Genomic DNA, 21,313 nt, shown 5'->3' with positions numbered 1-21,313 from the left:
ACCATCTCAACAACAGTAAACACGTTTATTCAAGCAATATGTATGGAGCAGCAATGAAGACATCATTCGTCAAGAAATCGCTGGCGGTTCTCGCCGGTCTGTCCATAGCCGTGACATCCGCAGCCTGCGGTTCGTCGTCCGGCGGCAAAGCCGATGCAAAATCATCCACGGCCACCAGCTCAGCAGATTTGGGCGGCATGGATGGGCTGGTCGCCAAAGCCAAGGCCGAGGGCGCGCTCACGCTGATAGCCTGCCCGGATGACTGGGCGAATTGGGGCAGCATTATCAAGCTGTTCCAGTCGAAGTACGGCATCAAAATCAATTCGACTAACCCCGATGCCTCCAGCGCGGAGGAGATCAAGGCCGCGAAGGATCTCAAGGGCCAGAAGAACGCGCCTGACGTCTTCGACTTGGGCCCGGCCGTTGCCACCACCAGTACATCCTACTTCGCGCCGTACAAGGTCAAGAATTGGGATACGATTCCGGCCGAAAACAAGGAATCCACCGGCCTGTATGTCAACGACTACACCGGTGTCATCTCGATCGGCTACGATTCCTCGAAAGTTCCCGAGCCCAAATCGCTCGATGACCTGCTCAAGCCGGCATATAAAGGCAAGGTCGCGATTAATGGCAACCCGACCCAGGCAGGCGCCGCATTCGCCGCGGTCGGCTGGGCAACGCTGCAGCAGGGCGGGAGCCTGGATGATTTCTCGACCGGCATCGACTTCTTCAGCAAGCTGGCCAAAGCCGGGAACTTCTTATCCGTGAGCGCCACATCAGCTACTGTCGCTTCCGGAGAGACCCCGGTGGTCATCGACTGGAATTACCTCAATGTTGCCGCGGCCAAGCAGAACTCGAACTACAAGACGATTGTGATCCCGAGCGACGCATACGGCTCGTACTACAACCAGGCGATCAACAAGGACGCTCCGCACCCAGCCGCAGCCCGCCTCTGGGAGGAATTCCTCTTCGGCGACGAGGTGCAGAACCTCTTCCTGCAGTCCGGCGCGTTGCCCGTCCTGGCCAAGGACATGGAAACGAAGGGCACGATCGATGCCAAGGCGCTCGCGACTGCAGGCGGCTTGCCCAAGGAGATCAACACCGCGTCCAGCGATCAGGTCACCAAGGCCAACACCTTGCTTGCCAATAAGTGGTCGTCAATAGCGGCATCCTGAGAACCTATCGCGATTAATCGTTCTCTATCGAAAGGGGCATGGCTATGGCAAAAGTCACGAACACGTTGAGACTGCTGCCGTTCACCGTCTACGTTCTACTGATGTTCGTGCTGCCGGCCGCGCTGGTCGTCACCAGCGCGTTCCAGAACGGTGAGTCCTGGACGCTCGCGAATTTCAGCATTTTCTCGCGGCCGGGCATCGTCGTTTCATTCTGGAATTCGTGCTGGCTCTCGGCCTTGGTCGCCTTCGTGGGGGCGGTATTTGGAGCTGTGGTGTGCTTCGCACTGCTTGCATGCAAGGAAGGTGGCGTCATGCGTCGGTTAGTCGATTCCGCGTCGAGCACCCTCTCGCAATTCGGCGGCGTCATGCTGGCTTTCGCCTTCATCGCCGTGATGGGCAACCAAGGCATGGTGACGCTGCTCATCCGCAATCTGCTGCACGTCAACATCTACAAGAACAGTATGTGGCTGTACTCGACACAGGGCCTCATCCTGCCATACTTGTTCTTCCAAGTTCCGCTCATGATCATTACTTTCTACCAGTCGATCGCGCGGTTGCCGGAAAATCTGGCCGAAGTGGTGGCCGGGCTGGGTGGCAGCAAGTGGATGTTTTGGAAGAATGTCGGTATGCCGATTCTCTTCCCCTCGTTTATGAGCGGCTTCTTGCTGTTGTTCGCCAACGCGTTCTCCGCCTATGCAACCGCGGCCGCGCTGATCAGCCAAGGGTCGCAGATTGCGCCGCTGCAAGTGCGAGCTGCGCTCATCAGCGAAACCGGACTTGGCAGTGAGGGTGTCGCAGGAGCTCTAGCTGTCGGCATGCTGGTGATCATGCTGGTTGTGATGGTGGTGTACGCCGCAGTGGAAAGGAAGGCTGCAAAATGGCTCAGCTAGCTACGGAACCGGACTTGAATAAGCAGACGGCGGACAGCCAGCCTACACGCGATGCCGTGATTTGGAAACGCTACGATCGCCCCTCAAAGGCGACGAAGGCCGTCGTGCTGACCCTGTTTCTGCTGTTCCTCGCATTCCCTGTCGTCGGCATGATCTACTTCACCTTCCGATCTTCGGCCGGCGGCTTCACGCTCAGCCACTGGGCTGACTTGGTATCGGGAGAGACATCGTCATTGACCTCCATGCAGGACGGGCTGATGAACTCGATCGTGCTAGTCATTGTCACTATCGCGATTGAATACGTCATCGTCATACCCGCGCTGGTGCTCATCAACGTGCGCTTCCCGCGTCTCGACCGGGCGATGCGGATCATCATGCTGCTGCCTATCGCGCTTCCCGCGATCATTCTGGTCGTTGGTTTCGCGCCGATCTTCTCCTTCCTATCCACCGTGTTCGAGGCGGGCACATGGACGCTTTCGCTGGCGTACGGCATCATCGCCTTGCCGTTCGTGTACACGACTATTGAATCGGATTTGGTCGGCATGAACGCGGCTACGCTGACCCAGGCGGCAGAGTCGCTGGGTGCGGGATGGTGGCGGGTGCTGCTGTCCATCCTTATTCCCTGCTTGCGAAAAAGCATCATTTCATCGACGCTGATCACAGCGGCCATCGTCTTGGGCGAATTCACCATTGCTTCGCTGCTCAACCGCGAGACCTTGCAGACGGATCTGATTGTCGTGTCGCAAAGCGATGTGTATTTCTCGGTGATCATCACACTGATCGTGCTCGCTGTGACCTTCCTGGCGCTTTTTGCGGTCAGCGGTCTGGGAAACAAGCGGCGCAAGAGCTGAATTCCATAGGAATCCGAACAGCCAAGCATTTCAAGAGGAGAACAATATCATGAGCGATGATTCCCAGACGGTAGTAGGCGAATCGGTGACGTTCCGTAATGTCACAAAATCATATGGCGGCAAGGAAGTGCTGCATTCCTTCAATCTCGATATCAAGGCAGGCGAGATGGTGAGTCTGCTCGGGCCCTCGGGATGTGGCAAATCCACAGCGCTGCGATGCCTGTCCGGTTTCGAAAGCATCACCCGGGGCGAGATCCTCATCGGCGACAAGTCCGTGGCTCCCGTCCCTCCGCAGAAACGCGGCATCGGCATGGTGTTCCAGCAGTATTCGCTGTTCCCTAACATGAATGTGCTTGACAACGTGGCCTTCGGCTTGAAAGTGCGCAAGGTCGGCAGAGATGAGCGGATCGCGGCGGCCCGCAGCATCCTGGATATGGTCGGGCTCAAGGACTTCGCCGAAGCATACCCAGCTCGTCTTTCGGGCGGTCAACAGCAGCGCGTGGCGCTGGCCAGAGCCATCGTCGTCAATCCGAAGGTGCTGCTGCTTGACGAGCCGCTTTCCGCGCTTGACGCCAAGATCCGCGTGCAGCTGCGCGACGAGATCCGTGCACTGCAATTGCGGCTGGGCATCACCGCCATCTTCGTCACGCATGATCAGGAAGAGGCGCTGGTCGTCTCCGACCGCATCGCCGTGATGCATGACGGCAACATCGAGCAGATCGGCACGCCCAAAGAGCTCTATCTGCACCCAGAAACTCCGTTCGTCGCTGATTTCGTGGGGCAGACGAACAAGATCGAAACCAAAGTCGGCCATGATGGCGCAGTGGACGTGTGCGGCTATGCCGTCCCGCTGTCGCAGCCGCAACCAGAGAACGCGTTGGTAAAAGTGTTCGTCAGGCCGGAGAATGTCATGCTCACGTCCGACCCGCAAGGCGATTTCGAGGTTCTGAGCGAGAATTATCTCGGATCCATTGAACGCACGACGGTGGGCGCCGGATCCATGCTGCTGACCTCGCAGCATGCGCCGAGCGAACAGTATCGCCAGCATGAGCGCGTCCGCGTGGCGATCAGGCCTGAAGCCGTGGTCGCGGAGCCGATTGAGCTGCGCTGGGCCGAAAACAGTACGGCGGAAAGGGAGGCGCAATGACAATGTCTGAGGAGGTCGAGAAGTCTGAAACGGCTGAAGCAGAGCAACCGGTTGAAACAGTATCCGAAACCCTGCGTGGCCGCGGGACTGACCGTCATCAATCAATCCGTCTGCACAGTTCCCGGCAGAAGGGCAATCATGTTTTGCACTTCCGCGAGAACGGAACGTTGCGCGTGCTCCAGCTGGCAGATGTCCAAGACGGCCCCGATGTAGATCCCGATGCCGTGGCGCTTATCGAGCGTGCGGTCATAGCAGCCGACCCCGATCTCGTGGTGCTCACCGGCGATCAGGTGCGCGGCTACGATGCGGCCTATGCGTCCACGTTCATGGCGAGGCGCGGCGACGAACCCGGCACTCGGCTTCCGCTGGCCATGCGCGTTGAGCAGCTGCTTGCCGAACGCAACGGATTCGCTGATCCGATTGACGATTCTTTGGCCAATGGCGGTGAAAACATGGAAGGCACGCGCGTCAAAATCCGTCAATCGTTCTCACAGTTCCTAGGGCCCATCGTCTTGCGGGGAATTCCTTTCGCGGCGACTTATGGGAATCATGATTTTCAATGCGGGATCCTTCCTGATGAGCAGGATGACATGTATCGCGAATTCGCGGGGTGTCTCAACCCCAAAGTCGAAGATGGCGCTGCATCGTCTGCAGGTGCAGACCCGCTGGCTTGCGAACCTGGAACCTTTGCTTTGCCGATTGCCTCGCATGACGGCAAGCGCACCGCCATGAGCATCATGATGGTCAATTCCGGCGATTTTGAACCTGGCGGCGGCTACGGTTCCCCCAGCGATGCCGCGGTTGAATGGCTTGCCAGGGCCGAAGATGCCGTTAGCGGCACCGGCTCGCGCGTACCCTCTATCGTTTTCCAGCACATCCCGCCGCAGGATTTCTACCAGTGCCTGAAAAAAGTGTCGCCGTTCACGCCCCATGCCGTCGAAGGCTATCGGGCGTTCTCGGACTCCTGCTACGTCGTCAACCCTGAGATCTGTCGGCCGGGATCCACGTTGGGAGAAGGCCCATGCTGCTCGGAGCGGGCCGTCGGCGAGGTCGAACGCATCCGTTCGGCAGGCGGCTACTTCGCCCTGTTCTGCGGGCACGACCATAAGAACAATTTCATCGGGCATATCGACGGCGTGGATCTGGGCTATGCGCCGACCTGCGGATTCCGCTCGTATGGGCCGAAAGCCGCTGATCGTGCGCTGCGCCTCTTCGTATTCCACGAGGACGCGCCCGAGCAATACGAAACACGACTGCTGACTTACGGCGACTTGGTCTCGCGGCGTGTACGTCATCCGTTGCGGTTGCTGGCCGGGGAATACATGATATCTGGCCTGTCATCCGTGCGCGATTTGCTGCGCCATCCGAAGATCTTCATTGGCATGTGCCTAGTAGCCGCACAGGCGATTTTCGCGCTCATCGGCCGACGTGCACCGCCGCACTGATCATCGATCATCGTTACCCATATGTGAATACGGTGCGGAATGCAACAGACAATAGAACGCAACAACACATGAGAAGGAAAAGAAATAATGGCAACCCGTTCAACGATTATGGACACCAACAGCTTCCGGCCTGAAATGGCGAAGGAGCTGGATCCTGAGACGCGCAAGCTGACGGAAGAGCGCGAGGTGCTCGGGCCGGCGTACCGGCTGTTCTACCGCAAGCCCGTGCACTTGGTCAAAGGCGTCGGCTCGCATTTGTGGGACGCCGACGGTGTCGAATATCTGGACGTGTACAACAACGTCGCGTCGGTCGGGCACTGCCATCCCCGCGTGGTCGAAGCCATCGCGAACCAGGCCTCGCTGCTCAACACGCATACCCGCTATCTGCACGAGAACGTCCTCAATTATGCCGATGATATTCTTTCCACCATGCCGGATGAGATCGACCGCATTATGTTCCAGTGCACCGGCTCGGAGGCCAATGATCTCGCGGTGCGCGTGGCGCGGACGTATACGGGCGGGCAGGGCATCATCGTCACCACTGAGGCCTACCACGGCAATAGCGCGCTGACTTCCGGACTCTCACCGGCCTTGGGCACGGCCCAGACGCTGGGGCTGACCATGCGCATGATTCCCACGCCGGACACCTACCGGCTTGAGATCGACGGCGTTCCGGCCTCGCAGTGCAGACCCGAGGTCTTCGGCGCGTGGATGGCCGGAGAAGTGCGCAAGGCGGTCGCCGACATGCAGCGGCATGGCATCGCCTTCGCCGGGCTGCTGGCCGATTCGATCTTCTCCTCCGACGGCGTCTACCCCGATCCGGTCGGCTATTTGAAGCCCGTGATCGATGCCGTGCACGAGCTGGGCGGCGTGTGGATCGCGGACGAAGTGCAGCCGGGCTTCACGCGCACCGGCGACGCCTTCTGGGGCTTCGCACGCCAGGGCATCGTGCCCGACATCGTGACTTCGGGCAAGCCGATGGCCAACGGGCTGCCGACCTCCATGATGGCCGTGCGACATGAGGTATTGGAGCCCTTCGCCGGTTCGATTCCCTATTTCAACACCTTCGGCGGCAACCCCGTGTGCATGGCTGCGGCCCAAGCCGTGCTCAATGTCATGCGCGACGAGGACACCATGGGCAACGCGCGCACGGTCGGCGCACACTTCAAGTCCGTGCTCACCGAAATGCAGCAGCATCACGCGTGCATCGGCGATGTGCGCGGAGCCGGGCTGTATATCGCATGCGAGATCGTGAAGCCGGGCACGAAGGAAGCCGACCAGCCCATGGCGCTGAACATCCTCGAGTCCTTGCGCGAGCACCGCGTGCTGACTTCGGTGTGCGGACGCTACGGCAACATCCTCAAGCTGCGCCCGCCGCTGGTCTTCAGCGACAGCGATATCGACTGGTTCGCCGACGCCTTCGAGAAGACCCTGAGCGAGCTTAAGGCCTAAGATCTTAGGGACTGAGACTCAATAACTATGCAGGGCTAGTCAGGTTGCGTGGTGCGCTCTGCCTGCATTGCGTGGGTGGCATTGCGCCGGTGGCTCTGCATGGCTCTGCGTAGTCGGCTGCGTGGGCCTGTTGCGCATGAGGCTGCGCAGCCGGCGATGCGGCGAGACGACGGGCCGTTATGCATACACGCGGTTGCATGTATAAACGGCCCGCGTCTTCCCTGAAACCGGCCAACGTTACGATGGGCTACAACATAGTCGGATGATATGCATAAGTACTTGCAGGCAGCGGCATATCGGGAAGGAGACCGTAAGTGCATGACGGGCAAGGGCGTGCCGATAGCGTTCGCCGCCGGTATGCCCGCAGCGAGACCATACGTCGGCTGCGCGCGATGATCAGCTCGGGCGAATACGAGGTCGGCGAGCGGCTTGGATCGGAGCGCGCTTTGGCCACGCAGCTGGACATCAGCCGCGCCGATTTGCGACTCGCGCTGGCAAGTCTTGAGGCATCGCATGAAATACGGCGCATCATCGGCAGAGGCGGCGGCATTCTGGTCTCCGACAGTCGGTTGGAACGCAATATCAACACCGTCGAATCGCTGCCGATCATCGCTCGCCGCCAAGGACTTCTCGTCTCCTCGCAGGTGCTTTCCGCATCGATTGCCACGGCATCGAGGTCCGACATGCGGCGTTTGGAACTCAAGGAGACCCCGGCCTCGATCTACGACATCGTGCGGCTGCGATTCATCGATGAAACGCCGCTCTCGTTGGAAATCAGCCATCTTCCGGCGCAGACCTTCCCCATGCTGCTCACACGTGATCTGACCGAGTCCTTCTATACGATATTCGAGCGCGACTATGACGTGCGCCCTCACATCGTCGACGAAACCGTGGAGCCGATGCTGTGCAATGCCGAGGAATCCCGACTTTTGCAGGTGCCTGAGTGCACTCCGGTAGTTCGGATTCGGCGCATCGCGCGTGATGTGGACGGGCGGCCATTCGAGCGGGCCACCGATGTGTATGTTGCTTCGCGGGTGCGCTTCACCATGCATCACTCCGGCTATGTCAGGCTTTCCGCCACGGCGAGGGAGCAGAAAGAGCCCGGTGGGCCAGAACAGTCGGAGAAGCCGGGGAATCCGGAAACCAATCCGCGCGAGCATTGAGCGATAGGGTTTTGTGGCTTGTGGCTTGTGGCTTGTGGCCTGCACTGGTTTGAACAGACTGCATGTTCTGAGCCGACCGGCAAGAGCATGTCTGTCCCTTGGGAGAATGTGGAAGTCAACGCCGACGAAGAAGGGAAGAGCCATGACCCAGCTTTTCGATCTTCCCACGTGGAGTCAGCTGCTGTCCGCCGCGATGACGGTGCTGCTATGCGGTCTCATCGGCTTCGAACGCGAATACCACGACAAAGCGGCCGGGATTCGCACAAACGTGCTCGTCGGCATCGGCAGCTGGCTGTTCACCATGGTTTCGTTCTACGGGTATAAGGCGGCGACCGGGCTCGCGGATGGCTGGGACCCTTCCCGCATCGCGGCCCAAGTGGTTTCCGGCATTGGTTTCATCGGCGCCGGCGTGATCTTCGTTCACCGCGACAATGTGCGCGGGCTGACCACGGCAGCCGGCATCTGGGTCTCCGCCGCCATCGGCATGTCGGCGGCATGCGAGCTGTTTTCGCTCAGCATGCTGACGGCGCTGCTGTATTTCCTTGTGGTGCTTGGCATCGCGCCTCTCGCACATCGCCTGACTCGGCGTCAGCGTCACGCGACAATTCGCCTAACCTACCGCAACGGCAAAGGCTCTTTGCGATCCTCTTTGCTTGAACTCGAACGCGAAGGCTTCGATCCTCAGGTGGTGTCCTCGCGCAATGTCGAAGCGGGCTCGGGAAGCATGGTGGCAGTGGAGATCCGCGTTCAGGGAAACATCGCTGCGGATATGGTGAGCGCGCTCGCCCGCATCGACGGCGTGAAGGACGCCGAACTGCTTCCCGAGGATGAGGAGTGATGCCGTGAGCGCATCGATAGACTTGCCCGCCGGCGTCACCGACGTGGTGTTTGGCTGGTACGGCGTGCTGGTGGAGCGTTTGCCCCGACTCGCGTTGGAAGGGCAGTATCCGTCCGGGGTGATTGACATGGTGCTCGATCCGGACGATATCTGGGGCTTTGATTATTACGACGCAATGCTCGAATGCGGGTGGAGCGAGGAGCGGGTGCTCGCGGACTACGAGCGTCATCACGGGCCTGCCGTGGCATGGGTGTTGCGCGTGTATCTTAGGCGTCGGCGTCTGGCGCTGCGTGCCGTGATGCCCGGGATGGGCGCGGTGCTGCAAGGCTTGCGCTCGCAGGGAATTCGGATATGGGCGTTGGCGAATGCCGCAGCGGCCGATTACGACGCGGCGCTTGAACGATTTCCTGAGCTTGGGGCCTTGTCCGGCAGCATCGTCTCCGCGCACGAAGGGCTGCGCATGCCCGACCTCGTGCTGATGCACCGCGCCGAGGAGGGGCTCGGACGACTCGGCCTTGACGCCAGCCGTGCTCTGTATGTTGATTGCGATGTGCGCAGCGTCGAAGTCGCACGGCAAGCCGGCTGGCGCGGCGTGGCATTTCGGGATGCCGGCCAGCTTCGACGCGAGCTGGCCCTAGCTTAGCGTCAGTTTTGTAGCGCTAACGAGCGGCTGACGCTACAAAACTGCCTATAACCGCCGCTTAGCGTTCGTTTTGTAGCGATAGCCGTCCTGTAGAGGCACGTCTCACACGATACGGCGGTCGGCGGCCCAGCGGGTCAGTTCGGTGCGGTTCGACAGTTGCAGCTTGCGCAGCACTGAGCTGACGTGGGTTTCGACGGTTTTGATCGAGATGAACAGCTCGCCGGCCACTTCCTTGTACGTGTATCCGCGGGCGATAAGGCGCATGACCTCCTGTTCGCGCGCCGAGAGGCGGTCGAGCTCGTCGTCATGCGTGGCCGGTGCGATGCCTTGGAAGGTGGAGAGCACGAATCCGGCGAGTTTGGGCGAGAACACAGCGTAGCCCTCATGCACCTGGCTGATCGAGTTCATCAAGTCCTGCCCGGTGATGGTTTTGGTCACATAGCCGCGTGCCCCGGCGCGGATCACAGAGCCGACATCCTTGGGCGAATCCGAGACGGAAAGCGCCAGAAACGCCGAATCAGGGGAGAGCGGCTGCGATTTGGCGAGGATTTCCGCGCCGCCGCCGCCCTCGCCGCCGGGCACATGCACGTCGAGCAGCACTACATCGGGCGCGGTCTGGCCGATCATCGCGATGGAGCCTTCGACGTCGGCCGCCTGCCCGACGATCTGGAAATACGGCTGCAGCGTGGCGATGACGCCGGCGCGGAACATCTCATGGTCGTCGACGACGGCGATGCGGATATGCCTGAGATCCTCGCTGCTGTGGCTTGGAGAGAGTTCGGCGTCCGAAAGACCGTCGCCCGGAAATTCGCCGTTTGCAGCAGGTTCGTCGCCCGTGGTATCGGTGCCGTTCATCATTGCTCCTTTGCGTCGTTCTGACGACAGTTGATCGACTCAGCCAGAACGGTCTCCGGTTGCATCGCCGTTATTGCCGCTGCTCGTGCTGTGGCTATTGCAGGTATCGTTGCGACCCCTCCGTTGCTTGCTTCGCCGGGCCGAAATGGGCAGTGTCTCGAATGCATATGCTTCTCATCAGTGTCGTTCATCATTGCTCCCCGTTATTCGTGTTGCCGTCGCTATTGTCTTGGGATATGTCGGCACCCGTGTCATCGCTCGTGTCGCCACTGCTGTATGGCTTATCGGCAGTATTGGCAGCCGTACTGTCATGAGTATTTTCAGCGGTCTCATCGGCCTTGCCGTCTTCGTCGCCCACGCAGGCGACCGGCATATGCATGCGCACTTCGGTCCCCCAATTCGGCTTCGACACGATCTCCACTGTACCGCCGCGCCGCGTGACGCGCCCGACGATCGATTCCTTGATGCCAAGCCGGTTGGCCGGCACGGCATCCACGTCGAAACCGGCGCCGTGGTCGCGCACGAATACCTCGACCGTGCCATTGCCTGCTTCGCAATACACGGAAATCGGCTCGCCGCCGTGCATGGCCGCATTGACCAGCGCTTGCCGCGAGGCGTCGAGTAATGCATCGGTCTGCGCGCTGGGCAGCGCGTCGCCTACGGTCACTACTTCGATCGGCTTGCCATGCTCATCCTCGACCTGCGCGGCGATGTCGCGCAGCCCCCGGCTCACCGAGCGCTCGGGCGGCGTGCGCTCCTGATAGAGCCAATCGCGCAGCTCGCGCTCCTGCTGGCGGGCCAGCGTGAACACCGTACTCGGCTCCTCGCTGTGCAGCTGAATCAATGCCAGCGTCTGCAACACGCCGTCGTGCAGATGGGCCGTCATGTCGGCGCGCTCCTCCTCGCGCTCCTTCAAGGCCCGCTCGGTGCCCACATCGCGGATGAGCGAATGCATCCATGGCACAATCGCGATGCCGGTGCCTACGAGCATCGCCAGTCCGGCGAACAGCACCATGCGCACGTTCGGGTTGGCAGGATTCGCCGGCACGGAGGAGGTGATGTAGACCGCGAAGGCGAGGAACTGCATGGCAATGCCGATGATCATCGAGCGCAGCTGTCCGTTTTCGGCGTTATAACGCAGCCAGGCGACGCCGATGCCGGCGAGCGAGAGCAGCGTGGCGGCGAGAACGCCCGCGGCGAGGCCTGTGCAGGCCAGCAGCACGCCGACCGCAAGGGTGAGCAGCCCAGCGAGCGCGAACAGCGACGATTTCGACGCGCGACGCAATGCCGTCAGCAGGCTTTCCGCGGAACCGCGTATATCACTTGCCGCGTCATGCGGGGCATCGCCGGAGATGAATTCGTGAGTGGCAGCGTTGCCGTTTTGGCCGACGCCTTTGATTGCGGCGTCCGGCGCGTCGCCGCCTTGTGCGGCATAGGGCTTGTTGCCGTGCGACAGCGGCGAGTCGGTCACCGAAACGGCATGCGCGAGCGCAGCGGCAGCGCGAACCGGATCGCCCGAGGGAACGAAAACCCACAGGAACACATAGGCGATGGGACCGGCTCCGAACAGGAAAGTCGAGGCCAGAAACGCGGCTCGCACCCACCAGACCTTGATGCCCAGATGCTTGGCTATCCCCAGGCACACTCCGCACAGCACGCGGCCATGCTCCGGGCGCATCAGCGGCAGCACGGCAGGATGCCGCGGCTGCGTGAGCGGGCTGGGCATCGTGCCGGAAGCGTCGTCGCGCTGCGGCGGTCGCATGGTGGTGGTCTGCGTCATACCTCTATTGTGCCTTCCTGCCGGGTGCAAGGGTAGGGATCGGGCGAGAGTTCAGGGAACAATCAGGGTGTTCCCCGATACGATGGCGCATGCTCGTTTGCTGTAATAGAGACATGAGCAATCCATATGACGCGGCGCCGCCGCAGGAACCACATCCGCAGGATCCATACGACAAGACGTTTTCGACCCATGCGCGACGCTTCTTCGCATGGATACGGGGCAGCCGAATCAGCCGCGGCGAGGATCGCTGGGTCGGCGGCGTGTGCGCCGGACTGGCCGAACGCATCGGGTGGAGCCCGGTGCTCGTGCGTGCGCTGATGGCCGCCTCCACCGTGGTGTTCGGCTTCGGACTGGCGTTCTACGCTCTCGCTTGGTTTCTGCTGCCAGACGACTACGATGGCCGCATTCTGGCGCAGGACCTCGTCAATGGGAGCTGGCGCTGGGTGATGCTAGGGCCGTTGGCCATGTTCGTGGCCGTTTTCGCATTCCCCGGCATAGGCCTGTTTGTGGATGCGCTCGCGCTCGCTGCACTGCTGGTCGTGATCAACAACCTTTCGCATCGCGAGATCATCGCGGGCAGAGGATCCGGATACGCCGGCCCGCAGCCGAATCCGCCTGGGCCGCAGCCTTGGTCCGGTGGGGCCAAGGACGGACCTGCGCCTAGGCAGACAGGACCTGCCGGTCCGTCAGATTCGGATTCAGAGCATGCGCGGTGGAATGGGCAGGCAGGGCCGGCCGGTCCAGCAGGCCCGCCCGAGCAGCCGGCGTATGCCATGCCTGCTCGTCCTTCCGAAGGCTGGGCCCCCGATTCCGGCTCGGCTGATTCCACGGCAGCGGCGGCATACCGAAGGCCGGTGCAGCAGGCAGCGCCGAGATATGCGCGGCGCAAGCCGGCTGGTTTCGGCGTGGTCGTGGCCGTGCTTGGATTGATTTTCGTTTCGGCGGCGGTGCTGTTCGGCACGCAGGTGAACGCCCGTCTCTATCTCAGCGATATCGTGAAGCTGGCGATGCTTTGGAGCGCCGGGGCATGCCTGCTTATCGGCGCCGTGATTGTGGTGCTTGGACTGATGGGCCGGCGCTCGGGCGGTCTGATGCCGCTGGCATGGCTAGCGGGCTTCGTCGCGGTCTGCGTCGCCGCAGCAGGCGCGGCCTACACTTACAATCTCAACGATATGCGTCACGCGGATGCCTTGTACACCAGCGTTTCAGGGCGCAAGCCGCAGGCGCTGGGGTCGGGCGAACGCGATATGGCCACGCTGAAGAACGGCGTTGCCTTCGTGGGCGACAACTATGACAACAGTAGCGCTGCCATCAATCTGAGCGACTATGCGAAAGGCCGCAAGCCCCACGATTTGAAGCTGGCCAGTGGCAAAACCGCATCCTCGCAGTGCCCTGCCGGCGAGATCAGCCTCACCGCCTATCGCACGCAGGTGTCGATCACGTTGCCGGATGGGTGCTCGTATGGCTTTGGGATGTCGTACGGCTCTGGGAATGGTGGTTGGGAATACTACGGTTCCGTGCGTTCGATTGGAGGACGGTATGTATCCATGCGCCGATCCGCGAACGTCATTGGAGTCGATTACATGTATCTGAAGGATATCGGCGACATAGGCGACAAAAACTATAGCTGGCTGTATGGCGACGACGATCAGCGGCCCGCCGAGGGGCCGGAGCTGTGGATCAACGCCACGCATGTGATCGAGGCCAAGGTGTCGGTGCGCTATGCTTCCGAGCCAGTAACGGACATCACCGGCGCGGCGTGGGATGGCATAGCTGGTACGGCTTGGCGCGGTTCTTCGTCTCGGCCGGCCGCGCTGACGCTTGTCGCTGCGAACGACGGGAAAGACGCAAGGAGATACGCCACGCGATTGAGCATGATCGACGCTGCGCAATTCGCATCGACTAAGGAGATTGGCCATGAATGAGCTCAATGAGACGCCGGATACGAATCCTGAGGGCGCCGAGCAGACGCGTCCTGCCGAGTGCTCGACGAATACCACGCAGATGCCTATCTATGACGAACATGCTCAGGATGATGCCGGCGCGGCGCCGGCCGCGGATGCAGGCGCCGACGCCGAGGCGATCGAGGTTCTTGAATCGCCTGCGACCAGTGCCGATTACGAAGCCGATGACGACACCGAATCCATTGCGGGGCGGATGTCTGTTTTCGAGGATGTTCATACGGAATCACTTGATGAAGACCCCGCGTCGAATGGGGACGACAACGACGATGCTGCGCAAGGCGATGCCGGCAAGTTCGCATCGCCAGCCGCGCAGCCGCGGGTGCAAGATGCTTCGGCTTCGGTGCCGTTGTATGCGACAGAACCGCCGCGAGGCTTCGGCTACCCGCAGCATGGCGCGAATCCGCAGGCTGCGGGTAGCTCGCAAAGCCCTCACCATGGGCAGCCGTATGTGCAGGTGCCGCGCGAGCCGCAGCCCGTCGCCCCGCTGCTCAGAAAAACCGGGCCGAGCGTGCCGACGATCATTCTAGGCACACTCGGCCTGGTGCTGGGAGCGGTTGTCGCGGCGTTCGGATGGTTTTTCCCGATGGATGTCATCATGAATCCGGTTGTGAACATCCGTGTGTTCATCGCCGCGCTATTCGCCATATTGGGCGGCATCCTCATCGTCGTAGCGCTCATATGGGCGTTGGCGTCGTGGCTTCGACGGGGCAATGCGCAAGACCCGGCAAAGGCGTCAGAGCGAGAATAGCCCCCAGAACGCCAGTGAAACCAAGGAGAACGCCGCACTGAGCGCAAGAGATGCGAACACGAGTCGATGGCCGAAGCCGGCGGCGGCAACCGGAGCGCAATCCTGCGAGCGCAGATGCTCCGGTGGGCGGGCCAGGCGATTCTCGCTCAGACGGACCAGCAGCCAAGCAAGAGCTACCGTGCTGAGCACGGCGAGCGCCCGCAATGCCGTCCATCCTGCGGACAGCGCCGTCGCGTCACTGCGCAATGCGAGCGTGGCAGAGACGGTTCTGGCCAGATAGGCCAGCAGCCCAGCTATGCTCGTCACGACAGCGATGGCATTCGCCACGAGCAGTCTGGTCACTCCCGCCCCGAAGGAGCCGCATCGGCCCAGTTTTCGGCGCTGCCGGCCAGTGAGGCCAAGCACGAGCGCACCCAGTGCGCCAACCAGTAGACACAGCGGTGCCATCGCAAGCAGTATCAGCAGCATCGGCAGCGAACGGATCAGCCCGGGAGCGGTCGCCTTTGGAACGGCAAGACGCTGATGGGGCTGTGTGCCGGCGATCATAGGCGTGCTCCAGTCATTGGCGGATGCGCCGGCGGTCACCGCGTTCAGCCAGTTTTCGAGATCATGCGTGTAATGGCCATCGAGCGGCAGTCCGGGCTGCGAGGTGCGCGCGCCGACGCGCATCTGGTGATTCGCGGGGTAGTAGCGCACCGTGACATTGTCATTGCCGGCCCGATGCGCGTCTTCGCGCAGCGTCGCCGCGCCCTGCTCGATGGGCATCGACAGATCCTCGGTGCCGTAATTCACCAGCAGCGGCATGGTGAGCGCGTCGAGATAGCGCTCGGCGGGGAAGTCCGCATAGCGCAGCCCGAGCATCGAGAAATCCATGCCGATGAATTTGGTGACGTTTTGCGCCATCGGCTTCGGAGCACCGATATGCGTCATGTAGTTGCTCGCCGCCATCGCCATCTGCCTGCGGCCCGGGACGATGGGCGGGGAGGTGAGGATCATGAATGCGAGGTCGGGATGGTCATGCGTCATGGCGCTGGCGATCCACGTGCCCTCTGATTCCGCATACAGCCCAACGCGTGCGGAGTCGACGTCGCCGCGCCCCTTCAGCACAGCCAGCGACGTGACGTAGTCGCGGGCCATGGCGATGTAGTCGCGTTGGAAAGTCGTGTAATTGTCGAGGCGCTTGTCGGGCACCAAGGTGACGATGCCGGCCGACGCCATCGCGGAAGCGATGTCGCCGTAGACTTCGGAGGCCTTGCCGGTGCCTGCGCCATGAATGAACAGGCAGGCCGGGCGCCTGCCCGCGGCGTCCACGGGTTCGCGCAGCAGCGCATTGACGGTGGCCGACGCGGTGAGGCGAATGCGCAGATGTGTTTCCTTGACCTCGTATCTGCCCTCTTGGCTCGTATGCAGCCCGCGCACTGCGATCGCCGTGTCAGGCGATTCGACGGCGACTCGGTCGGAGCTGCTGTTCTTTCCGCGTTGGCCGGCCGTTTTGGCTGAGTCGGCTGCGTCGGTCAGGGGTGCGACGCGCCAATCCGGCGTCATCGCGTCGCCGAGCAGTGCGCACAGCACCAGCAGCACGATCGACGCTGCCGCGATCGAGATTATTCGCTTCACAGCGCTTTTCACAACTTGCACGGCCCTTACTGTAGCGCTTCGGCCTCCTCAAGGCTTGCGAAGCCGCCGAGCAGCGCGGTGTTGCGCACGGTTTCCTCGGTCAGGTTGCGGTTCTGCGACTTCAGCTCGTCGATGAAGCGGCGGTAGAGGTCAAAAGTGGATTGCGAGTAAGTGCCGAGCTCGCCGCGCAGGTAGGTCTCGAATGAGGTCACGTCCGGCGTGTCCTCGGCGGTGTGCAGCACGCGCATGCCGTTGCCAAGCCTAGGATAACGCGTGCGGAATTCCAAAGCCCAGTCCACCTGCGTGGCGATGACCTGATCCTGTGCCGCGACGCGATCGTCCGGCAGCTTGGGAATATACGGCTCGATATCCCTGCGGTATTCGTCCGGCGCAGTCGAGGACATCATGCGGCCGTATTTCTCGGTGATCAGATTGCGCCCGGTGCGGTCGGCCTCGTCCAAATCCTTGGCATAAGTGTTCAGCAGCGGCTCCGGCCAGGTGAGGAATTGGCTCAACCGCATCTGGCGAAACATCGGCCAGTTGCCTTGGCATGCGGCCCGCCCGCCTTCGTTGTCGGTCTGCTGGAATTGCTGCCACTCATGCTGCACAACCGCCTCGGCGAGTTCATTGCCGTCGTTGCCTTCGGTGCTGTCGTCGTTGCCGTCCATAGTCGCTCCTTTATCCCTGTGTAAATATATGCGATGCCGCTGCTCACAGGCTGTGCAATACCGCCGCGTCCGATTCGATATGCTCCTCGACGTACGGTCGCTGCCATTCGAGGAACGGTTCCGATGAATCGCTTAAGCCATCGGCGTTGAGTTCGTGGACGATTCCGGCGCAGATATGGCTCACGATGCTTTGTATGTTGCCTTGCGCCGGCCCCGAACCTTTGCCTCCTTCACCGAATCCCGCGCCGCCGAAGCATGCAGCCGATGAAAGCCGCAATATGGTTTCAAGCTGCTCGCACACGTCGGCGAGCCGCGTCGCCATGCGCCTGCTGAGCTTGCGCAGCGCTGCGAATCGCCATTTGTAATACGGCAGATAGCCCACGGTGACCGGCTGGTTGATAAGAAAAACCAGCGAGCAACACGCATTGGCAAATTCGTTGATCGACAGCCAGGCCGCCGCGCCGTCGCCACGGTCCAGCATGCGCGGCAGATTATATTGCCCGGCCTGCGCGATCATGCCCAAACGACGGGAAATCAAGGCGAGTCGCACGTCTTCGGGCATCATCTTGAAGCCTTGGCGGGTCTTAAGGAACATGCCGAGCGGATCGGCGAACACTTCGCCGTTGGTCGTCGCCGCCAGCGTTGCCTCGTCCAACAGCAGCCACTCGTGCGGCTTGCTGGCAGCAGGCGCCTGACGGTATCTGGTCAGGCGCTCGAAGAAATCGCCGATGGCGAACACGCCGACCCGGCGGCTCGCACCGCCCGCCCGCGCCGTGGACTCGCGAGGCCCGTAGCCCATGAACTCCTTCGGCAGCGCGTCGTAATTGGCCTGCAGGCGCTCGCCGATACGCGCATAATCGTCATCGGCGAGCCACAGGCAGAAGCCAGGGCCGAAATCGTGGTCCTGCGAGAACTTGTCGTCGAAGCCGTAGCATTCCGAACCATGCCCGACCAAGCCGGCCGCAATGCGCCCGCGATACTCGGGGTGTAGCTCGGCAAGCAGCGGTTTGCCGTACTCATTCCAGTACGCGCGGGCCAAACGCAGCCCGGAGATGCGTTCGCGCGGCTGGGCGGTGTGAGGTTGCTGGGTGGCAGTTTGTCGGTCGGCGGTTTGCCGAATGGCTGTTTGCTGCCCGGCGGGTTGGTGATCGCTGTGATTGGAACGACTAGAGCGATGAGAGTTTTGCCGGGCAGACTGGTGGCTGCTGGCGGTGTCGGCGGTTTGATGAGATACCTGTTGAGATGTCTGCGCATCGGAAGATGCCGATGTGACGAGTCCGTCAGTTGACTCGTTTGACTCGTTGTTGTCGGCGTCGTTGGCATGGTCATCGGCGGCGCCGATTTTTGATGAGACGGTTTCAGGAGCTTCAGCGGCGGCAAATATTTCATTGCGGTCAGCCGATTTGCTGCATTCGGCTGAATGGCCACGGTCTGATTCGCTGCTCACGCCCGCATCGTCGGCAGCTGCATGATGCGCCTCCTGGTCCTGCGTTTGCTCCGCCGCCTCCTGCGCGCTCTTCAGATTCGCTTCGGTGATGCGGTAGTAATCGGTGTCAGTGCCATAGCATTCCGCGATCACCGCAAGCGAACGCTGATACGTTTGGACGGCCTCGGCGAAGCGGCCCAGTGCAAAGCAGACCTGCGCGTAGCTAGCCAAAGCCGACGCATAATGCGCGCTGTGCTCGAGATGCCCCGTCCGATAGATGTGCAGCGCCTGCGACGCATGGTCCAATGCGCTCGCGAGCAGTTCCTCGCGCTGAGCCGTGGAGTCGGCGTCCTTTGCGGCGGCGGTTTGCGCATCTTTTTCCACAGCATTATTGGCCCGAGGACTAGTCTGTGCCTCCTGCAGCAGCACAAGGGCCAGATTCGTGTGCGTCGAGGCCGCGTCGATATCGACCGAGGCGTCGACGCTTGCAGAGTCGAGAATGTGCAGCGCGGTTTCCAGCTCCTCCCGCGCCTGCGGCAGACGCTTGGTTTCGCTATAGAGCATCGAAAGATTATTGTGCAGCGCGGCCATGCGCCGATCGGTCGGCGGCAGCGTGCGTGCGGCGTTGTCGAGCGCCTGACGATAGAGATCTTCGGCCTGATCGTACTGCCTTGCGGCGCGCATTCCGGTCGCCGCGTTGATCAGCGTCGTGGTCCAGGCCTCGCTGCCTTGCAGCCCCATGCGCAAACCAAGCTCGATCGCCCGCTGGATGATCCACTGGTTATCGTCGTGCCGGCCTTGGGAACGATAGAATCCCATCGTCTCATTGAGCACCGTGAGCAGTCCGGCATGGTCTTCTGCGTTTTCGGCATCGACCAAGGCCTGCTGCAAGTACGGCTCGGCTTTGATGCCCGCGTCGTGCGCGTCGAAGATGGCGTCGATTCCCGCCAGAAATTCATTGACGTCGAAATGCGTCTGCTCGCTGGCGTTATCGGTATCGTCGGCATCGACGCTCACGGCATCATTTGCGCCGCTGCCGGTGCTGCGCATGTCGGCATTGCCGCTGCCGGCGCTGTCCATCACGATGCCGTTGGCATTGGCGATGATGCCGGCGAGAGCGTCGGCCTCGCCGCCTTTGCCACTCTGCGTCTCGTCGCTCGGCTGTGCGTCTTTGCCCATCATCGTTCCTTCCGACAGATTGATTCGCTGGATCCTAGTCTATGGCCCGATTCGGCGCTTATCGACGCGGTGTCTGCTTCGCGAAGAGCCTGGCGAGCTGATTTGAGCTTGGCCTTCGCTCGGTTGTTGCGGAAAGCCAAGCGTTGCGGAAAGCCAAGGCAGCGCATGCGCTGCGGCATAAGGAGCTCGTCCCCGCGCGATAAAGTATCACGGTTTGGCAATCCGCAGGGCGTTGCGCGGTTTCGACCTGCGGCGAAGTTATTTAATCTATGTATATCAGGTCATATCAATACTGATACGAAGGAGTGTCATCATGGCTTCACCAATGACTCGTTTCACCACCGATTTCCAGCATTCCGGCATGCCCGCCAAGGATCTGGACGAGACGATCAAGTTCTACACCGAAACGCTCGGGTTCGAGCTGGCCGGGCTGTTTCACAACGGCGAGAACCGCTGCGCGTTCCTGCGCTACGGCCATCTGACTATCGAGACGTGGGAGGGCGACCCGGCCCCGATGACCACCGGCGCCATCAACCACTGGGCGTTCGACACCCCGGACATCGAGGCGGCGTTCAAGAACGCGCAGGAGCTGGGCCTGAACTTCAAGGACACTGAGATCCAGTCGATTCCGACGTTCTGGGAGAAGGGCATACGCTACTTCAACATCTACGGCCCCAACGGCGAAACGATCGAATTCTGCCAGATCGTCAAATAGTCGGCGAATAACTCTCGGACGACCCAATCGCCTGCACGGCAACGCTTGCACCGTCGCGATTCCCATGCGCCGATGCGTGGTAGCTCGACGCGGGGCGCCGAGCATCACAACGCCCGCACTATGAGGATGCCTATGCGGGGCTTGTGCTGTATAGCAGCGGTTATACATCACAAGCCCCGCATTCGGGCAGACATAGTGCGGGCGTTGTGACGTTTCAGGCGTTCCAACTATCGCCATCCCCGCAGTGCCCCATATCGCAGTGCCCCGTGTCTGGGTCGGGAATGACGTGTCTGATGGTGCTGAGAGCCGCACTCCGTCCGAGCGCGCAGGCTGTTTCGTGCGTGCCGCGACGATAAGAGATCGATGGCGCCGTCTGATGACGCCATATGCATGTCGTTATGAATAGATGAGAATGCGGAAAATACAAGATATGAAAAACAAATGAAGGGGACGCCGTTGTCCGGCTTCTGCATCGAACGCCCAGCCATTGCATGGCTGCATTCGATTGATACTATTTTTTCAGTTATTGATACTATTATACTTTTTCAGCGCGTTTCGATAGTCTCGATGGCGTTGACTGCGGACTCGCTGTAGCCTGCCTGAGCGAGGGCGCTCATGCCGCTGACTTCGAAACCACGCATCACCGCAGCTATGAAACTCTTCTTGTTCATCATGGTGAATTTCCTTTCGTTACCGCGCCAATTGGCGCTTCAACCGGACTTTCCGGCTGATGACACCTAATATAGCCGCGCGCGAC

General features: G+C 61.2%; 18 protein-coding genes. 12 read left to right on the top strand and 6 right to left on the bottom strand.

Going from position 1 to position 21,313, the window contains the following annotated elements; genetic code table 11:
* Positions 1-53: 53 nt before the first annotated feature.
* From BISU_RS08400 to BISU_RS08360, 9 genes are all read left to right on the top strand, one after another.
* Positions 54-1,175 (top strand): ABC transporter substrate-binding protein, encoded by a 1,122-nt coding sequence (locus tag BISU_RS08400; protein ID WP_033503183.1) that lies wholly within the window; start codon positions 54-56, stop codon positions 1,173-1,175.
* 44 nt (positions 1,176-1,219) lie between these two features.
* Positions 1,220-2,065, top strand: a complete 846-nt coding sequence (locus BISU_RS08395; protein ID WP_152599236.1) for an ABC transporter permease — start codon at positions 1,220-1,222, stop codon at positions 2,063-2,065.
* Complete coding sequence (locus tag BISU_RS08390) at positions 2,053-2,916, top strand: ABC transporter permease (protein ID WP_024464248.1); 864 nt, start codon at positions 2,053-2,055, stop codon at positions 2,914-2,916. The genes BISU_RS08395 and BISU_RS08390 overlap by 13 nt, the downstream gene beginning before the upstream one ends.
* A gap of 49 nt (positions 2,917-2,965) precedes the next feature.
* Positions 2,966-4,063, top strand: coding sequence for an ABC transporter ATP-binding protein (locus BISU_RS08385; RefSeq protein ID WP_051246254.1), 1,098 nt, complete (start codon positions 2,966-2,968; stop codon positions 4,061-4,063).
* Positions 4,060-5,508, top strand: a complete 1,449-nt coding sequence (locus tag BISU_RS08380) for a metallophosphoesterase family protein (RefSeq protein ID WP_226839092.1) — start codon at positions 4,060-4,062, stop codon at positions 5,506-5,508. Before BISU_RS08385 ends, BISU_RS08380 begins: the two co-directional genes overlap by 4 nt.
* Positions 5,509-5,595: 87 nt before the next feature.
* The gene (locus BISU_RS08375; protein WP_024464251.1) at positions 5,596-6,960 is read left to right on the top strand and encodes an aspartate aminotransferase family protein; all 1,365 of its coding nucleotides are present in this window, start codon (positions 5,596-5,598) and stop codon (positions 6,958-6,960) included.
* Positions 6,961-7,274: 314 nt separating this feature from the next.
* Positions 7,275-8,123, top strand: coding sequence for a GntR family transcriptional regulator (locus tag BISU_RS08370; protein WP_024464252.1), 849 nt, complete (start codon positions 7,275-7,277; stop codon positions 8,121-8,123).
* A 142-nt stretch (positions 8,124-8,265) separates the two neighbouring features.
* Positions 8,266-8,961 (top strand): MgtC/SapB family protein, encoded by a 696-nt coding sequence (locus BISU_RS08365; RefSeq protein ID WP_024464253.1) that lies wholly within the window; start codon positions 8,266-8,268, stop codon positions 8,959-8,961.
* Positions 8,962-8,965: 4 nt separating this feature from the next.
* The gene (locus BISU_RS08360) at positions 8,966-9,604 is read left to right on the top strand and encodes an HAD family hydrolase (protein ID WP_024464254.1); all 639 of its coding nucleotides are present in this window, start codon (positions 8,966-8,968) and stop codon (positions 9,602-9,604) included.
* A 102-nt stretch (positions 9,605-9,706) separates the two neighbouring features.
* Here BISU_RS08360 and BISU_RS08355 read toward each other — a convergent pair whose 3' ends face one another.
* Together BISU_RS08355 and BISU_RS08350 are read right to left on the bottom strand one after the other, a co-directional pair.
* Positions 9,707-10,462 carry a LuxR C-terminal-related transcriptional regulator gene (locus tag BISU_RS08355; protein ID WP_226839091.1) on the bottom strand — a complete coding sequence of 252 codons (756 nt, stop codon included), beginning with the start codon at positions 10,460-10,462 and terminating at the stop codon, positions 9,707-9,709.
* Positions 10,463-10,649: 187 nt separating this feature from the next.
* Positions 10,650-12,185: an ATP-binding protein gene (locus BISU_RS08350; protein ID WP_226839186.1), complete on the bottom strand. Its 1,536-nt coding sequence runs from the start codon at positions 12,183-12,185 to the stop codon at positions 10,650-10,652.
* A 167-nt stretch (positions 12,186-12,352) separates the two neighbouring features.
* Here BISU_RS08350 and BISU_RS08345 point away from each other — a divergent pair, with 167 nt between their 5' ends.
* On the top strand, positions 12,353-14,164 hold the full coding sequence (locus BISU_RS08345; protein WP_024464257.1) for a PspC domain-containing protein: 1,812 nt from the start codon (positions 12,353-12,355) through the stop codon (positions 14,162-14,164).
* Positions 14,157-14,951, top strand: coding sequence for an ABC transporter permease family protein (locus BISU_RS11690; RefSeq protein WP_024464258.1), 795 nt, complete (start codon positions 14,157-14,159; stop codon positions 14,949-14,951). The genes BISU_RS08345 and BISU_RS11690 overlap by 8 nt, the downstream gene beginning before the upstream one ends.
* Here BISU_RS11690 and BISU_RS08335 read toward each other — a convergent pair.
* Genes BISU_RS08335 through BISU_RS12595 form a run of 3 tightly spaced genes read right to left on the bottom strand, consistent with a single transcriptional unit; the run spans position 14,937 to position 19,742 of the window.
* Positions 14,937-16,568: an alpha/beta hydrolase family protein gene (locus BISU_RS08335; RefSeq protein WP_033503196.1), complete on the bottom strand. Its 1,632-nt coding sequence runs from the start codon at positions 16,566-16,568 to the stop codon at positions 14,937-14,939. The two genes, BISU_RS11690 and BISU_RS08335, sit on opposite strands and share 15 nt — an antisense overlap.
* Positions 16,569-16,594: 26 nt before the next feature.
* A complete protein-coding gene (locus BISU_RS08330) occupies positions 16,595-17,236 on the bottom strand; it encodes a DUF4125 family protein (protein ID WP_024464260.1) in 642 nt (213 codons plus the stop codon).
* A 43-nt stretch (positions 17,237-17,279) separates the two neighbouring features.
* Positions 17,280-19,742 carry a DUF4037 domain-containing protein gene (locus BISU_RS12595; protein ID WP_024464261.1) on the bottom strand — a complete coding sequence of 821 codons (2,463 nt, stop codon included), beginning with the start codon at positions 19,740-19,742 and terminating at the stop codon, positions 17,280-17,282.
* 412 nt (positions 19,743-20,154) lie between these two features.
* Between BISU_RS12595 and BISU_RS08320 the strand changes: the two genes are divergently transcribed.
* On the top strand, positions 20,155-20,556 hold the full coding sequence (locus BISU_RS08320; protein ID WP_024464262.1) for a VOC family protein: 402 nt from the start codon (positions 20,155-20,157) through the stop codon (positions 20,554-20,556).
* A 545-nt stretch (positions 20,557-21,101) separates the two neighbouring features.
* Here BISU_RS08320 and BISU_RS13360 read toward each other — a convergent pair.
* The gene (locus BISU_RS13360) at positions 21,102-21,230 is read right to left on the bottom strand and encodes a hypothetical protein (RefSeq protein WP_264298188.1); all 129 of its coding nucleotides are present in this window, start codon (positions 21,228-21,230) and stop codon (positions 21,102-21,104) included.
* Positions 21,231-21,313: the final 83 nt, after the last annotated feature.

Origin of the sequence: Bifidobacterium subtile (assembly GCF_000741775.1) — a bacterium.
Classification (GTDB): Bacteria; Actinomycetota; Actinomycetes; order Actinomycetales; family Bifidobacteriaceae; genus Bifidobacterium; species Bifidobacterium subtile.
This window is presented reverse-complemented; position numbering and strand designations above follow the sequence as displayed.